This is a genomic window from Plantactinospora sp. BC1, from assembly GCF_003030345.1.
Taxonomy (GTDB): Bacteria; Actinomycetota; Actinomycetes; order Mycobacteriales; family Micromonosporaceae; genus Plantactinospora.
Genome location: NZ_CP028158.1, coordinates 798,223 through 813,444, shown reverse-complemented (window position 1 = coordinate 813,444; position 15,222 = coordinate 798,223). Strand labels below are relative to the sequence as shown.

General features: G+C 73.3%; 13 protein-coding genes and 1 pseudogene. 4 read left to right on the top strand and 10 right to left on the bottom strand.

Annotated features, from left to right (window positions below):
- Positions 1 to 706: 706 nt before the first annotated feature.
- From C6361_RS03370 to C6361_RS03345, 6 genes and pseudogenes are all read right to left on the bottom strand, one after another.
- Positions 707 to 2,050, bottom strand: a complete 1,344-nt coding sequence (locus C6361_RS03370) for a glutamate mutase L (RefSeq protein ID WP_107266716.1) — start codon at positions 2,048 to 2,050, stop codon at positions 707 to 709.
- Between the two features lie 2 nt (positions 2,051 to 2,052).
- On the bottom strand, positions 2,053 to 2,499 hold the full coding sequence (locus tag C6361_RS03365) for a hotdog domain-containing protein (protein WP_107266715.1): 447 nt from the start codon (positions 2,497 to 2,499) through the stop codon (positions 2,053 to 2,055).
- 104 nt (positions 2,500 to 2,603) lie between these two features.
- Positions 2,604 to 3,332, bottom strand: a pseudogene (locus tag C6361_RS03360) (OAM dimerization domain-containing protein); the annotation flags it as partial.
- The gene (locus tag C6361_RS03355; protein WP_107266714.1) at positions 3,329 to 4,927 is read right to left on the bottom strand and encodes a lysine 5,6-aminomutase subunit alpha; all 1,599 of its coding nucleotides are present in this window, start codon (positions 4,925 to 4,927) and stop codon (positions 3,329 to 3,331) included. The pseudogene C6361_RS03360 and the gene C6361_RS03355, both read right to left, overlap by 4 nt.
- Before the next feature lie 21 nt (positions 4,928 to 4,948).
- Positions 4,949 to 6,547 carry an amidohydrolase gene (locus C6361_RS03350; RefSeq protein WP_107266713.1) on the bottom strand — a complete coding sequence of 533 codons (1,599 nt, stop codon included), beginning with the start codon at positions 6,545 to 6,547 and terminating at the stop codon, positions 4,949 to 4,951.
- A gap of 4 nt (positions 6,548 to 6,551) precedes the next feature.
- Positions 6,552 to 7,538, bottom strand: a complete 987-nt coding sequence (locus C6361_RS03345) for a zinc-binding alcohol dehydrogenase (RefSeq protein WP_199853416.1) — start codon at positions 7,536 to 7,538, stop codon at positions 6,552 to 6,554.
- 247 nt (positions 7,539 to 7,785) lie between these two features.
- Between C6361_RS03345 and C6361_RS03340 the strand changes: the two genes are divergently transcribed.
- Positions 7,786 to 9,216: a KamA family radical SAM protein gene (locus C6361_RS03340; protein ID WP_369931225.1), complete on the top strand. Its 1,431-nt coding sequence runs from the start codon at positions 7,786 to 7,788 to the stop codon at positions 9,214 to 9,216.
- Between the two features lie 13 nt (positions 9,217 to 9,229).
- Here the strand turns inward: C6361_RS03340 and C6361_RS03335 are convergent, their stop codons facing one another.
- Entirely contained in the window at positions 9,230 to 9,424 is a 195-nt protein-coding gene (locus C6361_RS03335) for a CsbD family protein (RefSeq protein ID WP_107259117.1), read from the bottom strand.
- 241 nt (positions 9,425 to 9,665) lie between these two features.
- Between C6361_RS03335 and C6361_RS03330 the strand changes: the two genes are divergently transcribed.
- The gene (locus C6361_RS03330) at positions 9,666 to 10,277 is read left to right on the top strand and encodes a histidine phosphatase family protein (RefSeq protein WP_107266711.1); all 612 of its coding nucleotides are present in this window, start codon (positions 9,666 to 9,668) and stop codon (positions 10,275 to 10,277) included.
- On the opposite strand, the gene C6361_RS03325 is transcribed toward C6361_RS03330, so the two are convergent.
- From C6361_RS03325 to C6361_RS03315, 3 genes are all read right to left on the bottom strand, one after another.
- The gene (locus C6361_RS03325) at positions 10,207 to 10,731 is read right to left on the bottom strand and encodes an Lrp/AsnC family transcriptional regulator (RefSeq protein ID WP_107266710.1); all 525 of its coding nucleotides are present in this window, start codon (positions 10,729 to 10,731) and stop codon (positions 10,207 to 10,209) included. The genes C6361_RS03330 and C6361_RS03325 overlap by 71 nt on opposite strands.
- Positions 10,732 to 10,893: 162 nt before the next feature.
- Positions 10,894 to 12,033, bottom strand: a complete 1,140-nt coding sequence (locus C6361_RS03320) for an acyl-CoA dehydrogenase family protein (protein WP_107266709.1) — start codon at positions 12,031 to 12,033, stop codon at positions 10,894 to 10,896.
- A 127-nt stretch (positions 12,034 to 12,160) separates the two neighbouring features.
- A complete protein-coding gene (locus C6361_RS03315; protein WP_107266708.1) occupies positions 12,161 to 13,273 on the bottom strand; it encodes a Xaa-Pro peptidase family protein in 1,113 nt (370 codons plus the stop codon).
- A gap of 247 nt (positions 13,274 to 13,520) precedes the next feature.
- Here C6361_RS03315 and C6361_RS03310 point away from each other — a divergent pair, with 247 nt between their 5' ends.
- Both C6361_RS03310 and C6361_RS03305 read left to right on the top strand, forming a co-directional pair.
- Positions 13,521 to 14,450, top strand: a complete 930-nt coding sequence (locus C6361_RS03310) for a 5'-3' exonuclease (protein ID WP_107266707.1) — start codon at positions 13,521 to 13,523, stop codon at positions 14,448 to 14,450.
- A 325-nt stretch (positions 14,451 to 14,775) separates the two neighbouring features.
- Positions 14,776 to 15,222 (top strand): hypothetical protein, encoded by a 447-nt coding sequence (locus tag C6361_RS03305; protein ID WP_159079154.1) that lies wholly within the window; start codon positions 14,776 to 14,778, stop codon positions 15,220 to 15,222.

Below are 15,222 nucleotides of genomic sequence, written 5' to 3'. Positions count from 1 at the left end.
TCTTCTCGAACGCCACCGGCCCCGGCGCCGGTCGACCCACCTGCGGAAGGCTACCGGCCCGGCCGCCCCGATCCGCAGTCGCGCCGATCCGGAACCGCACCCCGGGTCGCAACCCACCCGAACCGGCTCGAAACACCGCAGCGACATCGGCGCAGGGCGGTGAGGTGAGGCGGAGAAGGCCGGGGGCACAGCGGAGAGGTCGGAGGCAGGGTGAGGTCGGCGGCGGGCTGGGGCGGGAACGAAAATCGGGGCGCGGCCGACAAGCCGCGCCCCGATGCTCCCAGGCCCTCCCCGGCCGGTGTGGTAGGGCGCCGCAACACGACCTTCGGACCGACCGGACGTGAACTGGCTGTTCCCGTCGGGCCGTTGTCTACTGGCCGCCTGCAAAACCCTGCCCGAACACCGGTAACCGCAGCCGGTTCGCGCCGCCCCGCCGACCCCCGCCCGCTGGACCTGGCCGTTGCGACGACACGAACACATGCCGCTCGGCCAGCGGACGAAGGGACGAAGCGAACAACAGCCACTTCCCGTTGTAGGACTCAAAGACGGTACGTGGTACCCCCCGGGCACTGTCAACCGCCCCCCGGCCAGTCGCGCTGTTCGATGCGGCGTGTCGGATCCGGCGCGCCGCAGCACCGCCGGTTCGTCTCCCGTTCGCCCACCGGACACCGCCCAGCCGGCTTCGACCACCGCCCGGTAACCGGGCTCAGCCGGCCAGCAGGTGCCGGCGCAGCAGCCCGGCCGCGGCCACCGGATGCGGCCCCGCCAACAGCCCGGCCGCCGCCAGCACGTACCTGGCGTCGACCACCGTACGAGCCGACCGGGGCAGCGCCCAGCCGCCGGTGTGGTCCGTCGACACCCCGTCGAGCAGCCCCGCCCCGACCACCGGCCCGGCATGCCGGAGCACCCCGCCGGAGCCGACCAGCAGCCGCACGTCACGCAGATCCCGCCCCGGCTGCCCCGCCGCACCGCCGCCCCGGGCATGCCGGCGTACCGCCACCACGGCCGCCAGTGCCGCGATCCGCCGCTCCGCCGCCTCCTCCGGCACACCGACCACCAACCGGCCCGGTTCGGCCGCCAGCGTCGCCGCCACCGCCGTCAACGGGCCCTCCTCGCCCGGCGACAGCAGCCGCTCGGCCACCGCCGCGCGCACCACCCCCTGGGCGCTCCACCGCACCCCCAGGTCACCCTCGACGGTCCGGGCCCGCCACAGCGTCCCGGCCGCCGGCCGCCCCGGACCACCGGCCCGCTCGTCCGGCACCAGCACCGAGTACACGTCGGTGGTCGCCCCGCCGACGTCGACGACCAGCAGATCCCCGCCGAGCAGGTCGGCGAGCGACTCCACCCCGGTCAACACCGCGTCCGGGGTCGCCGCCCGGACCAGCCGGGCGAACCGGGGACCCCGGGAGAGCCGCTTCCCGCCGATCACATGCCGCAGGAACACCTCCCGGATCGCCGCCCGGGCCGGCCCCGCCGCCAGTACGCCGATCGACGGCAGCACGTTCTCCGCCACCGTCACCGGCACCCCCCGCCCGGCCAGCACCTCCCGGACCGCCGGAGCCGCCACCGCGTTCCCGGCGACCACCACCGGCACCCGAAAGCGGGCCCGGGCCAGCCGCTCCGCGTTCCCGGTCAACACCTCCGCGTCACCACCGTCGGTCCCGCCGACCAGCAACACCACGTCCGGCCGGGCCGCCCGCAACGCCGCCAACCCGGCCCCGTCGAGCCGGCCCGCGCCGACGTGCACCACCCGGGCCCCGGCCGACAACCCCACCTGCTGCCCCGCCCGAGCCGTGATCAGCTCCTCGTAGCCGAGCACCGCCAGCCGCAGCCCGCCACCCGCCGACGAGCAGACGTACCAGGGCGCCGAGCCGGCCCCGGCCAGCCCGGCGGTCGCCTCGGCCACCGCCGCGTCCAGGCCGTGCAACACGTCCGTGCCGACCGTGGTCCGACCCGACGCCGAGGCGAGCAACGTGCCGTCGGCCAGATCCACCACCGCCACCTTCGTCCAGGTCGAACCGACGTCGGCGCAGACCGCGAACGACGGCACCGCTACCGGGACCCGCCGTCGGCCGGCGCCACCGGCCCGCCGCCACCGGCCGGCACCACCACCGTGCCGACCGCGGTCACCGCCACCACCGACGGATCGAGCACCTCGGCCGCCGAGTCGCCCCGGTCCGGCCGCCCCCGGCACACCACCCGGCACTCGAACTCGCAGGTGCGGCTCCGGCTGCCGACCCGGGTCACCGTCGCCGACACCTCCAGCACGTCACCGGCCCGGATCGGCGCCAGGAACCGCACCTGCGCATAACCGGCGAACAACCCCTCGTCACCGTCGGTCCGGATGCAGACCTCGGTCGCCACGTCACCGAACAACCCCAACGCGTACGCTCCGTCGACCAGGTTGCCGGCATAGTGCGCGTGCGAGTACGGCACGTACCGGCGGTGCAGCACCGTCAGCCCCAGCCGCGGATCCGCCGCCCCGTCCACTCCGGTCATCCGTGCACCCCTTCCGCTCCCCGGCCCACTGACCGATCCCGATCACCCCGGGCCGCCGTCACCCCGGCCACCGCCCCGTCCCGCCCCGCCGGGCCGCCACCGGCCACCAGCCGGTGCACCAGATAGCTCGCCACCTCACCCGGCGTCGTCCCCCGGCCGAAGATCCGGTCCACCCCCAACTGCCCGGCCATCAACTCGTCGAACCGGGGACCGCCGACCACCAGCAGCGGACGCCGGCCCGCCGGCATCGCCTCCCGGAACGCCGCCGACATCTCCCGGGTGTTGTGCAGGTGCGCGTCCCGCTGCGTCACCACCTGCGACACCAGCACCGCGTCCGCCCGCTCCGCCCGGGCCGCCGCCACCAGGTCCGGCACGCTCACCTGGGCACCCAGGTTCGTCACCCGCAACTCCCGGTAGTACTCCAGGCCCTTCTCCCCGGCAATCCCCTTCACGTTCAGGATCGCGTCGATCCCGACCGTGTGCGCGTCGGTACCGATGCACGCCCCCACCACCGACAGCTTGCGCCGCAGCCGCCGCCGGATCAGCGCGTTGACCTCCTTCGCCGACAGCAGCGGATAGTCCCGCTCCACCACCCGCACCGCCGACAGGTCCACCAGATGGTTCACCCGGCCGTAGACGACGAAGAAGGTGAAACCGTCACCCATCTGCCGGGAGTGCACCAGCATCGCCGGCTCCAGCCCCATCTTCGCCGCCAGCTGCAGCGCCGCCCCCTCGGCCCGCTTGTCGTGCGGCACCGGCAGGGTGAACGACACCTGCACCATCCCGTCACCGGTCGCGTCCCCGTACGGCCGCACCACCGGACCACCACTCACGGCCCCGCCTCCAACAGCTCCGTCGCCGGGTTGTAGTAGTCGTCGGCGTGCGCCGCCACCCCGTCCAGGCCACGGCCCCGGTCCGCCGGCCGCTTCGTGATCCCGAACGTGCCGTCCGCGATCGCCGGCAACAACCCGCCGTCGACGATCCGCTCCAGCAACGCCACCGCCTCGGTCAGCACCGTCGCCGCCCGCCGCTGGATGAACCCACCCGGCGCCGGCACGAAATCCTCGTGCAACCCGCCCGCCGCGCCGAGCACGTACCGGACGTTCTGCAGCGCGATGTCCCGGTCCGACAACCACGGCGTCACCACCGCCTCGGTCATCATCCCGACCAGCAGGATCCCCTGCCCGGTCATCGCACCCACCAGGTTGAAGAACCCGTCCAGCAGATTGCCCCGGAACACGTCCCCGGTCATGTGCCGGGTCGGCGGCATCCACTTCAGCGGCGCGTCCGGAAACAACTCCCGGGCCAGCAACGCGTGCGCCAACTCCAACCGGAACGACTCCGGCAGATCCGGATCGATCTCGAACGCGTGCCCCAGCCCCAACTGCGCGTCCGGCAACCCCGCCTCGTGCGCGAAGTACTCGTTGAGCAGCTGCGAAACCGTCACCGTGTGCGCCTCGTCGACCGCGTCCGCCGTCGTCAGGTAGTTGTCCTCGCCGGTGTTGATGACGATCCCCGCCCGGGCGTGCACCTGCCGGGAGAACCGCTGGTCCACGAAGGTCCGCACCGGATTGATGTCCCGGAACAGGATCCCGTACATCGAGTCGTTCAGCATCATGTCCAGCCGCTCCAGGCCGGCCAGCACCGCCATCTCCGGCATGCACAACCCGGAGGCGTAGTTCGTCAACCGGACGTACCGGCCCAGCTCCCGCGAGGACTCGTCCAGCGCCGCCCGCATCAACCGGAAGTTCTCCTGCGTCGCGTACGTGCCGGCGAAACCCTCCCGGGTCGCCCCCTCCGGCACGTAGTCCAGCAACGACTGCCCCGTCGACCGGATCACCGCGATCACGTCCGCACCCGCCCGGGCCGCCGCCTGCGCCTGCGGAATGTCCTCGTAGATGTCACCGGTCGCCACGATCAGATAGATCCACGGCCGCTGCCGGGGATCGCCGTGCCGACGTACCAACCGATCCCGCTCCGAACGACGGCGGTCGATCCGGCGCAACCCGGCGCCGACCGCCCGCCGCGCCGCCGCCCGGGCCGACCTCGCCGCCCGACCCGCCGGCACCTCGAACCGCACCGACCCGGCCGCCGCCTTCTGCGCCAGCAGCGTCACCGCCGCCCCGATGTCCCGACCCGCCGGCGCCGGACCCAGCTCACGCAGCAGCGCGTCGAAGACCGGCACCGCCACCCCGTGCGCCAGCCCCACCTCCGCGACCACCGCGTCGACCAGCCGGTTCACCCACGGAATCCCGTCCGGATCCGCACCGGTCACCCCGGCCAGCCGCAACACCGCCCGCTCCACCGACACCGTCGTATGACCCCGGGCCAACTCCACCACCGGCTGTCCCGCCCGCCGGGCCAACTCCCGCGCCCGACCGACCAGCACCGGATCCAACGCCAACTTGCCCGTGCTACCCGACGTCATCGGCGACCCCCAACCGTCCCGTCACGACGCGTCCTCCCCGTCGTAGATCACCGCACCGCGCAGCACCGTCCGCCGGCACGACGGCAACGGCGTCGGATCGTCCGGCCCGCGCTCCTCCGGACTCGCCGACACCAGCACCGGCAGCCCGCCGTCCACCCCGGCCGGCGTCGACCAGACCGCGAACGTCGCCGCCGCACCCGGCACCAGCACCCCCTCGGTCAGCCGCGGATCCCGGCCACCGGCCCCCGCCGGCACCGCCCGCCAACCACCCCGGGTGTGCGCCGCGAACGCCGCCCGCACACTCATCCGCTGCGCCGGATTGAAATGCGCCACCGCCGCCCGCACCGAACCCCACGGATCCAGCGGCGTCACCGGCGAATCCGAACCGAACGCCAACGTCACCCCCACCCCGTGCATCGCACCCATCGGATTCGACTCCAGCGACCGTCGCACACCCAGCCGGGACGCGTACATCCGCCGCTCGCCGCCCCACAACCGGTCGAACGCCGGCTGCATGCTCGCCACGATCCCGTACTCGACGAAACCGGCGATCAGCCGCTTGTTCATGATCTCGGCATGCTCGATCCGGTGCCGGGCCGCCCGCAACCGCTCCACCCCGAGCACCTCCGCCGCACCGGCGAACCCCGACAACACCGTGTCGATCGCCGCGTCCCCGATCGCGTGGAAACCGCCCTGCACCCCGTGCGCCGCACAGTCCAACAGATGGTCCCGGACCTGCTCCGCCGTCAGATAGCCGTGCCCACAGGCCCCCGGCTCGCCGTCGTCGTACGGCACCGACACGTGCGCCGTACGCGCACCCAGCGCCCCGTCCGCGAACAGGTCACCACCGGCGCCGACCGCACCCAGCTCCCGGGCCCGCCGCGCACCCATCAGCTCACCCCAGTAGCCGTACACCTCCGGACCGTCGACCCCGGAGAGGCCGAGCACGGCGGTGAAGTCCGCCTCGCTGGAAATGTCCGGCCCGCCGCACTCGTGCACCGCCGCGATCCCCAACGACGCCGCCCGGCGCAACGCCACCCGCTGCGCCTCCCGCCGCTGCGCGTCCGTCACCGAACCCAACGCCAGCTCCCGCACCACGTGGTGGGCGTCCCGACGCAACCAGCCCGACGCGTCGTAGCCCGGCACCCCGGCCACCTCCGGCACCGCCGCCAGCAGCGCCGACGAGCAGAGCGCCGAATGGATCGACGCCTGGGCCAGATACACCCGCCGGCCACCGGCCGCCCTGTCCAGCTCCGCCGCCTCCGGCACCCGCCGGTCCGACCAGCCGGACTCGTCCCAGCCGTGCCCCAGCACCACCGCGTCCGCCGGCAGCCCCGCCGCGAACCCGGCCACCGCCGCGCAGACGTCCGCCGCCGACCGCGCCCCGGACAGGTCCAGCCCGGACAGCGCCAACCCGGTGTCGGTGGCGTGCACGTGTGCGTCCACGAACGCCGGAGTCACCAGCGCGCCGTCCAGCTCCACCACCCGGTCGGCCGCCGGGGCGTCGGCGTCGGCACCCAGCCAGTCGATCCGGCCGTCCCGGACCAGCAGCGCGGTCGCCTGCGGATCGGCCGGACAGTACAACCGGCCGGCACGATAGAGAGTCGAGGGGTTCGTCATGACATCAGTCTGCCGCTAGCCGGTCCGTGAACAGCGCCCGCACTCCGGGCACCGTACGCAGCAGCGACAGCGCGTACTCGGCATGCCCCGGCAGGTAGCCGTTGCCGATCAGCATCGTCACGTCGGCGGCCAGCCCCTCCGCGCCGAGCGCTGCCGAGGCGAAACTCGTGGCCATCGAGAAGAAGACCACGGTCCCGCCGTCGGCGGTGGCCAGGATCGCCCCGTGCTCGCAGCCGGGCACGTCGACACAGACCACCGTCACGTCCGCCGGCCCACCCAACGCACCGGTCACCGCCGCGGCCAACGCCACCGGATCCCGGGCGTCGGCGAGCGCCACCTCGTCGGCGAGCCCGGCGGCGACCAGCCGGTCCCGCTCGGCCGGTACCGGCACCACGCCGACGGTCCGGGCCGCCCCGGCCTGCCGGGCGGCGGCCAGGGCCAGCGAACCGCTCTTGCCGGCACCGCCGAGCACCGCCACCCGGGGCGCCGGGTAGCCGCGCACCGTCCGGGCGGTCAGCGCCGGCGCACCGCAGACGTCGAAGACCGCCAGGCTCAACCGGGGGTCGAGGTCGTCCGGGAGTACCGCCACGATCGAGCGGGCGAACAGGATCGCGTGCCCGGCGCAGGGCACCTGCTCGGAGCGGCCGTCCCAGCCGGCGAGGTCGTCGGTGACCGCCAGCGGGGTCAGGGTCAGCGAGACCAGCGTCGCCACCCGGTCGCCCGGCTTGACCGGCAACGGTGACTCCGGGCCGACCTCGTCGACCGTGCCGACCAGCATCCCGCCGGAACCCGTCACCGGATTCTGCATCTTGCCGCGCTCGCGGATGATCTCCAGCACCTCGGCCCGGACCGCCGCACCGTCCCCGCCGTGCTTCTCCGACAACTGCCGGAAGCTCGCCGCGTCCAGGTTCAGCCGCTCCACCCGGACCCGGACCTCGTCGGCGGAGATCTCACCGCGGGCGTCCAGCCGGTACGCCGCCTGCGGCAGCACCCCGGCCGGTTCGCGTACCCGGCGCAACCCGACCGCCGACGTGACCGCCACACCTCCGGATGTCGCCCCCACCGCCGCCTCCTCCCGACCGCCCGCCAGGCGGGGCATCACTCCTTCAGACCCGCCATGCACAGGAAAACTTACGGCAGGATATTTCCTAGACGGGAAATCTTCCAGTAGCGTTCGAGATCAAGGCCCACCGGCCCCCGCCCGAGACCCATCGGCACCCGAAACTGGAGGAGGCGCCGTGACCCAGGTCGAACCGGCAACCGCCGTGCTCGCCCCCCGCAACCCCACCGGACCGGCGCACCCCCGCCCGGCCGAGGCGGCGGGCCAGCCGTACGAATACCGACGCCGCCCCCTGGTCGAACCCGACTGGACCCGCTTCCCCGGCTGGCGCCAGGTGACCCGCGAACAGTGGGAATCCGCCCAGTGGCAGCGCGCCAACTGCGTCAAGAACGTCAAACAGCTCCGCGCCGTCCTCGGCGACACCGTCGACGACGACTGCTACGCCGACCTCACCGCCGACCAGGCCACCCAGGCCACCATGTCGATGCTGGTCCCACCGCAGATGCTCAACACGATGGTGCCGGACGGGCCGCTCGACACCGACGCCTTCCGGGCCGACCCGATCCGCCGCTACATGCTGCCGCTCGGCAGCGACCGGCGCACCGACTGGCCCTCCCACCCGTACGCCACCCGCGACTCACTGCACGAACACGACATGTGGGTCGCCGAGGGCCTCACCCACCGCTACCCCACCAAGGTCCTCGCCGAACTGCTCTCCACCTGCCCCCAGTACTGCGGGCACTGCACCCGGATGGACCTCGTCGGCAACTCCACCCCGACCGTGCAGAAACTGCGACTGAGCCTCAAGCCCGTCGACCGGTACGACGCGCACATCGACTACCTGCGCGCCCACCCCGGCGTCCGCGACGTGGTGGTCTCCGGCGGCGACGTCGCCAACGTGCCCTGGCGCAACCTCGAGTCGTACCTGATGCGGCTACTGGGCATCGAGACGATCCGCGACATCCGGCTCGCCACCAAGGCACTCGCCGGACTCCCCCAGCACTGGCTCCAGCCGGAGGTGGTGGAGGGACTCGAACGGGTCGCCCGGACCGCCGCCCGACGCGGCGTCAACCTCGCCATCCACACCCACGTCAACCACGTCCAGTCGCTCACCCCGCTGGTCGCCCGGGCCGCCCAGACCGCGCTGGAGGTCGGCGTCCGCGACGTACGCAACCAGGGCGTGCTGATGCGCGGCGTCAACGCGACCACCGCCGACCTGCTCGACCTCTGCTTCACGCTCCAGGGGGAAGCCGGAATCCTGCCGTACTACTTCTACATGTGCGACATGATCCCCAACGCCGAACACTGGCGGGTACCGGTCTGGCACGCCCAGCGGCTCCAGCACGACATGATGGGCTACCTGCCCGGCTACGCCACCCCACGGATCGTCTGTGACGTGCCCTTCGTCGGCAAGCGCTGGGTGCACATGGTCACCGAGTACGACCGCGAACGCGGCATCTCGTACTGGACCAAGAACTACCGTACGTCGATCGAGTCCGACGACCTCGCCGCGCTGGACCGGCGGTACGCCTACTACGACCCGATCGACACCCTGCCCGAGGCCGGCCGGGCCTGGTGGGCCCGGCACGGCACTCAGACCGATCACTGAGGACGAACGACCGTCAACGGTCGAAGGCGTCCTTGGCGTTGCGGCCGGCTTCCTTGACGTTGGTGCCGGCCTGCTTCGCCTTGGCCTGCATCTGATCGGAGGCGCCCTCGCCGCGCATCTGCTCGTTGTCGGTGCGGTCGCCCATCCGTTCCTTGGCGGCGCCCTTCAACTCCTCCGCCTTGTTGCGCATCTTGTCCATGGCACTCATGTCGCACTCCTCACCTCGATGGCTCCGCTCGCGGCGGCTGGCCGATAGCTGAGTTGCCCGACAGGCTGCGGTGAAACCTGCCTAATCGCCTCAGAGTGCTCGGATCTCCACAAACAACGTGTGAGCTCTTGCCCCTCGGGGTCTCTTCGGGTCTTGGCCTTGGCTGGCGTGCCACACCTCGTAAGGCATCCTAGGATACTAGTTTGAGGCTGGTGCGCGGCGGGGATGGTTGACTGGACGGATGGCCGAGATCATCCTCATCCGCCACGGGGAGACCACCTGGAGTGCCAGCCACCGGCACACCTCCTACACCGACCTGGAACTGACCCCGGACGGCGAACGCCAGGCCCGCGAGGTGGCCACCGAACTCGCCGGGCGGAGCTTCGCCGCCGTGCTCTCGAGCCCTCGGCGGCGGGCACTGCGCACCGCCGAACTCGCCCAGCTGCACGTCACCGAGGTCGACGAGGACCTCAGCGAGTGGAACTACGGGGAGTACGAGGGTCTGACCAGCGACGAGATCCGGCAGAAACGCCCAGACTGGTTGCTCTGGACCGACGGCTGCCCCGGCGGCGAGAGCCCCGAGCAGGTCGGCGACCGGCTGGACCGGGTACTGGCCAGGGCGACAGCGCTGCTCGACACCGGTGACGTGGCCCTGGTGGCGCACGGGCACAGCCTGCGGGTGGCCGGGGCGCGCTGGATCGGGCTACCGCCCAGCGGCGGCGGCCGGCTGCGCCTGGACACCGCCACCGTCTCCGCGCTCGGCTACGAGCACGGCCGCCCGGTCATCCTGCGCTGGAACTCGTCGGGTCGGGCGGCAGCGCCCGCAGCCGCGCCGTCCCCGGCTCCGAACTGAGCTTCGACGCCACCGGCAGCTTCGGCGGGCGGCTCTCGTACGGGACGGAGAGCACCACGGTGGTCCGGGTGGTGACGTTCGCGGCGGTACGGATCTCCTGGAGTACCCGCTCCAGGTCCACCGGGCTGGCCACCCGGACCAGCAGCAGGTAGAAGTCCTCCCCCGCCACCGAGTAGCACGAGTCGATCTCCGGCAGGTGGGCCAGCCGGTCCGGTGCGTCGTCCGGCTGCGACGGGTCCAGCGGCCGGATCGCCACGAACGCGCTCAACGGCAGGTCGATAGCCTCGAACGCGATGCGGGCGGCGTACCCCTTGATCACACCGCGCTGCTCCAGCCGGCGGACCCGCTGGTGCACCGCGGACACCGACAGCCCCACCCGCTCGGCCAGGTCCGTGTACGACAGCCGGCCGTCGGCGGCCAGAGCCGCCACGATGGCCCGATCGGTCTCCTCCACGGCCTGCAACCTACCCGCAATGGGTGCCCCGGACGACGCCGCACCGACCGCGTCCCCGCCGTGCGTTATCAGGTCGATAGCTGGCGGCCACCCCGGACGGCCGACCGACCGCCCCGCCGACCAGCTCAGCAGGCTGGGGTCGGCGGGGCGGACGGTCCCCGGTCAGCGAGCCAGCGAGCGGGCGATCACCAGGCGTTGGATCTGGTTGGTCCCCTCGACGATCTGCAACACCTTCGCCTCCCGCATGTACCGCTCGACCGGATGGTCCGCCACGTAACCGGCACCGCCGAGCACCTGCACCGCGTCGGTGGTGACCCGCATCGCGGTGTCGGTGGCGAAGAGCTTCGCCTTGGCCGCCTCGATCGAGTACGACCGTCCCGCGTCCCGCAGCCGGGCCGCGGCCAGGGTCAACGCCCGGGCCGCCGACACCTGGGTCGCCAGGTCGGCCAGCATGAAGCCGAGCCCCTGGAAGTCGATGATCGGCTGGCCGAACTGTTCCCGCTGCCGGGCGTAGTCGACCGCGTAGTCCAGCGCCGCCTGGGCCAGCCCGACGGCGCAGGCGGCGATGCCGAGCCGGCCACTGTCCAGCGCCGACAGCGCGATCCGGAACCCCTCCCCCTCGGCACCGACCAGCCGGTCGGCCGGCACCCGGGCGTCGTCGAAGGCGATCTGCGCGACCGGCGACGAGCGCAGCCCCATGGTGCGTTCCGGGCTCTGCGGGACGATCCCGGCGGTGCCGGCGTCGGCGAGCAGGCAGGAGATCCCCCGGGCGCCGGGCCCGCCGGTGCGGCAGAAGATGTTGTAGAAGTCGGCGCTGCCGGCGTGCGTGATCCAGGCCTTGGTGCCCGAGACGAGGTAGTCGTCGCCGTCCCGGGTCGCCCGGGTGGTCAGCGCCGCCGCGTCCGAACCACCCTGCGGCTCGGAGAGGCAGTACGCCCCCAGCAGCTCGCCACCGATCATGTCCGGCAGCAGCTTGCGTACCTGTTCGCCGCCGTAGGTCGCCACCGGGTAGCAGGACAGGGTGTGCACGCTGACCGCCTCGGCCACCGCCAACCAGCGGCTGGCCAGGATCTCCAGCACCTGGAGGTAGACCTCGTACGGCTGCGCCGCGCCGCCGTGCTCCTCCGGGTACGGCAGGCCGAGCAGTCCGGCCCGGCCGAGGGTACGCAGCAACTCGCGGGGGAAGACGCCACGCTGCTCGAAGTCGGCCACCCGGGGCGCGAGTTCCCGGTCGGCGAGTTCGGTGACGAGTTCGAGCAGCTCGTACGCCTCGTCGGTGGGCAGGATCCGGTCGACGGTCATCGGGCTCTCCCACTCCGCTGGTCGATGACGTGGCACGCCTGGCCGACCCGATCGGCCGGGGTCGCCCCGAGTTCCCGGCCCGTCGCGCGGTGCCGGCCGGGAACTCCGCCGGGCAGGGCTGGGCCGGTCACAGCCGCACCAGGTCCCGGGAGAGGGTGTTGAGCCGCTCCACCCCGTCCGGGGTGCAGACCACGATGTCCTCGATCCGGGCGCCGTGCCGGCCGGCCAGATAGATGCCCGGCTCGATGGAGAACGCCATCCCGGGTTCCAGCGGCAGCTCGTTGCCGGCGACCAGGTACGGGTCCTCGTGTCCGTCCAGCCCGATCCCGTGCCCGGTACGGTGCAGGAAGGCCGCGCCGTAGCCGGCGTCGGCGATGACCTCGCGGGCCACCGAGTCGACGGCCGCCGCGCTCACCCCCGGCCGTACCGCCCCGACGGCTGCCTGCTGGGCCGCGTGCAGCACCTGGTAGTAGTCGGTGAAGTCGGCCGGCGGGTCGCCGACGACGTAGCAGCGGGTCGAGTCCGAGCAGTAGCCGGACGGCATGGTCCCGCCGATGTCGACGACGACCGGTTCACCGACCCCGATCACCCGGTCGGAGGTGCCGTGGTGCGGGCTGGCGCCGTTCGGGCCGGCGGCGACGATCGCGAAGTCGGCGGTGGCGTGTCCGGCCTCCCGGATGCCGACCGAGATGTCGGCGGCGACCTCTGCCTCGGTCCGACCGGGACGCAGCCACTCGGCCATCCGGGCGTGTACCGCGTCGATCGCGGCACCGGCCTCGCGCAGCGCCGCCACCTCGGCCGCCGACTTGCGCAGCCGCAGCGCCCGCAACACCTCGCCGGCGAGCCGCTGGGTGGTGCCGGGGAGCACGGCGCGCAGCGCGAGCACCTGCTCGGCCCACATCCGGTCACCGAGCCCGACCGCGGCGACGGGCCCGCCGAGGGCGCGCACCACCAGCGGGTACGGGTCGGTGCCGTCCGGGTGGTCCACGATGCGTACCCCGGTGCGTGGCGCCGGAGACGCCTCGGCGGCCGGCCGTTCCAGCGTCGGTACGACGAGGGTGGGTTCGCCGGTGGCCGGCAACACCAGGCAGGTGAGCCGTTCCAGGGCGTGCGCGTGGTAGCCGGTCAGGTAGCGCAGGTCGGAGCCCGGCGGGATGAGCAGGGCGTCCAGCCCGGCGTCGGCGGTGGCCTTCTGGGCCGCGGCCAGCCGGTGCGGCGGATAGAGGTCTGCGTCACACACCTGAATAGCTTAACGGTCGTTCGGGCGGAATCGACCGGCGGGACCACACCGAAAGCCGGCTCTCGGCGGGCCGTCCGACCTGCCCTGCTCGGAGGGCATCCGGAGCGCCACGCCGACGACGCCCCGGCCGGTGGGGCCGACAAGAGGAAGTGTCCTGCCAACCCGCCGGGCCGGTCGTGGCGGTGCCGTCGACCCGCCGGGCCAGGGCCTGCGGCCGGGGCGGGCGACGCTGTGCCAGGCTGTCCGGGTGAACGACAGCCGCCCCCTGCTCCTCGTCGACGCACCGAGCCTCTACTTCCGGGCCTACTTCGGCATCCCGGAGTCGGCCGCCAAGGCGCCGGACGGCAGCCCCGTCAACGCCGTCCGGGGCTTCCTGGACATGCTGGCGACACTGATCCGGACCCGCCGACCGGACCGGCTGGTCTGCGCCCTTGACTACGACTGGCGCCCGGCCTGGCGGGTGGCGCTGCTGCCGTCGTACAAGGCGCACCGGGTGGCGCCGGAAGGTGGCGAGGTGGTGCCCGACACCCTCTCCCCACAGGTACCGCTGATCCTCGAACTGCTGGCCGCGATCGGCATCCCGGCGATCGGGGTGGACGGCTACGAGGCGGACGACGTACTCGGCACGCTGGCCGCCACCGCACCGGCACCGGTGGAGGTGGCCTCCGGGGACCGGGACCTCTTCCAGCTCATCGACGACAGCCGGCCGGTGCGACTGCTCTACTGCGGCCGGGGCGTGGCGAAACTGGAGGACTGCGACGACGCCGCCGTACGGGCCAAGTACGGCGTACCGGCCGCCGGGTACGCCGACTTCGCCGCGCTGCGGGGTGACCCCAGCGACGGCCTGCCCGGGGTGGCCGGGGTCGGTGACAAGACCGCCGCCCGGCTCGTCGACCGGTACGGCAGCCTGGCCGGCATCCTGGCCGCGCTGGACGACCCCTCCTCCGGCTTCGCGCCCGGGTTGCGGACCAAGCTGAACGCGGCCCGGGACTATCTGGCGGTGGCGCCGAAGGTGGTCCGGGTGGCCCTGGACGTGCCGCTACCGCCGCTGGACACCACCCTGCCGGCGGCGCCGGTCGACGCCGACCGACTGCTCGGGCTCGCCGAGGCGTGGAACCTCGCCGGCCCGTGCCGCCGGCTCGTCGACGCGCTGGCCGGCAACGCCGTGCCCGCCTGACCGCTCCCGCTCCCGCCCGCGCCCTCCGACTTCCGCCGAGGAGACGCCCCCGAGGCCCGTTCGCCGGCAGGGCCACCGATCCGGGCATTATTGCGGCGCGTGGCCCGGTCAGAGGGGAAATGCGTCGTGCTCGTCCGACCTGGCCCCGGTCTGCCCCCAGGAATTGCGTTCCGACGTTTCGCGGAAATGTCGACGGGTACTGCCGGCCGGTCCGCTGAAGCGGAACTTCCCAGGCAGAGGCCACTGTCGCGCTGATCCTCGGTAGCTTTTTCCGGCCTCCCCCCGAAAGGGATGTTTCCGCCTACCGGGGAGCTAAGGAGCACGGATGAAGAGCGGAATGCGGATCGGACTCGCGGTGGCTCTGGGCTACGTTCTCGGCCGTCGGAAAAAGCTGCGGAGCGCTCTCGTCCTGGCCACCGCCGTGGCGGCCGGACGGGCCAGCCGTGGGCCGGGCGGCCTGCTGAAGCAGGGCCAGGATCTGCTCCAGTCCTCCCCCCAGCTGAGCGGCCTCGGCCGCCTCGGCAGCCCGCTCGTCTCGGCCGGCCGGGCCGCCGCGACCGCCGCCGCCGGCAGCGGCATCGACGCCCTCAGCGGTCGGCTGCGCGGCGGCGCGGACGCCCTGCGCCGACGCTCGCCCGGCGCACCTGGTGCCGACGCCGGCGGCGGCGAAGAACCCGGCCAGGAGCAGGGCCGGGACGAGAACCAGGACAGGCCGGACGGGGCGGAGGCCGGAACCGAGAACGCCGGCGGCCGGCGGAGGCGGGGGCGGTGA

Bases quoted from the DNA above. Each gene is read 5' to 3' on its own strand.
- C6361_RS03355 (WP_107266714.1), bottom strand. From the start codon at position 4,927: ATGACGTCGGGTAGCACGGGCAAGTTGGCGTTGGATCCGGTGCTGGTC.
- C6361_RS03365 (WP_107266715.1), bottom strand. From the start codon at position 2,499: ATGACCGGAGTGGACGGGGCGGCGGATCCGCGGCTGGGGCTGACGGTG.
- C6361_RS03335 (WP_107259117.1), bottom strand. From the start codon at position 9,424: ATGAGTGCCATGGACAAGATGCGCAACAAGGCGGAGGAGTTGAAGGGC.
- C6361_RS03350 (WP_107266713.1), bottom strand. From the start codon at position 6,547: ATGACGAACCCCTCGACTCTCTATCGTGCCGGCCGGTTGTACTGTCCG.
- C6361_RS03320 (WP_107266709.1), bottom strand. From the start codon at position 12,033: ATGACCGTCGACCGGATCCTGCCCACCGACGAGGCGTACGAGCTGCTC.
- C6361_RS03330 (WP_107266711.1), top strand. From the start codon at position 9,666: ATGGCCGAGATCATCCTCATCCGCCACGGGGAGACCACCTGGAGTGCC.
- C6361_RS03305 (WP_159079154.1), top strand. From the start codon at position 14,776: ATGAAGAGCGGAATGCGGATCGGACTCGCGGTGGCTCTGGGCTACGTT.